1 protein-coding gene is annotated in these 1,321 nt (G+C 60.7%); it reads right to left on the minus strand.

Annotation, left to right across the window (positions count from 1 at the left end; translation table 11 throughout):
* Positions 1-40: 40 nt before the first annotated feature.
* A complete protein-coding gene (locus MJ601_RS21745) occupies positions 41-1,264 on the minus strand; it encodes an IS256 family transposase (protein ID WP_242130478.1) in 1,224 nt (407 codons plus the stop codon).
* Positions 1,265-1,321: the final 57 nt, after the last annotated feature.

Consider the following 1,321-nt stretch of genomic DNA (forward strand, 5'->3'; position numbering starts at 1 on the left):
GGACTGTCAGGAATTTCGTGTGCGGCGAGGCGGTTGACCATCAGGCCGTCATGGCCCTGATGAAACGTTCGCCGAAGAGCACGGCAAATTGCGCCTTCGCCATGTTCCACTCACGCGGCGGCATTTTCCACTCTTTTTCCGATCGGTTCAAGATCAGATAGAGGAGCTTGGTGGCGGCCTCATCATTGGGGAAATGCCCCCGGGCACGAACAGCGCGGCGGAGCTTGGAATTGAGGGCCTCTATCGAATTTGTCGTATAGACGATCCGTCTGACGTCGTCGGGAAAGGCGAAAAATGGGATGACCTCGGGCCATGCCCGGCGCCAGCTCTGGCCGATGGCGGGATAACGCTGTCCCCAGAAGCTGGCTTCGAACGCTGTCAGGGCTTCTTCGGCGGCCGCAGCATCAACGGCCCGATAGATGGCCTTCAAGGCCGTTCCGAGCGCCTTGCGATCTTTCCACGCCACGAAATCCATCGAGTTGCGCAGCAGATGGACAATACAGGTTTGGACCATGGCTTCGGGGAAGACAGCGGTGATGGCGTCGGGGAAGCCCTTGAGGCCGTCGACGACGGCCAGCATGATATCCTCAACGCCGCGGTTGCGCAGTTCGTTCATGACGCGCAACCAGAATTTGGCGCCTTCATTCTGCTCCAGCCACAGCCCCAGGACCACCTTGGTGCCGTCGGCCATGACGCCCAGGGCAATATGAATCGCCTTGTTGCGGACCATCCCCTCGTCGCGGATCTTGACCCGGATCGCATCGAAGAAAACCAGCGGATAAGCTGGGTCCAGGGGACGTTGCTGCCAGGCTGCGACTTCCTCCAGCACCGCGTCCGTGATCGTGCTGATCAGATCGGGCGAGGCGTCGATCCCATACAGGTCGCGCAGATGCCCGGTGATCTCCCGCGTGCTCATGCCGCGCGCATACATTGAGATGATCTTGTCATCGAAGCCGGGGAAGCGTCGCTGATATTTGGCGATCAGCTGCGGATCAAAACTGCCCGCTCGATCGCGCGGCACCTCGATCTCGATCCGTCCCCCGTCGGTCGTCACCGTCTTGCGGCCATAGCCGTTCCGGCTGTTGTTCCCTTGCTCCTCCTGGCCAAGATGGTGATCCATCTCCGCGTTGAGTGCCCGTTCCGCGAATGCCTTCTTCAGGGTATCGAGCAGGCCGCCCTGGCCGAGCGCCGCCGCCGCGTCAGTGCCGGCCAGCAGCTGGTCGAGAATGTCGTTCGGTATCGAGGGTTCTTTCCGTCGTGACATATTGGGTCTCCTTGTTGCCCATTATGCCTCGCCGCACACGAAATTCCTGACAGTCCC

It is taken from the genome of Sphingobium trunci (genome assembly GCF_022664535.1).
Lineage (GTDB): Bacteria > Pseudomonadota > Alphaproteobacteria > Sphingomonadales > Sphingomonadaceae > Sphingobium.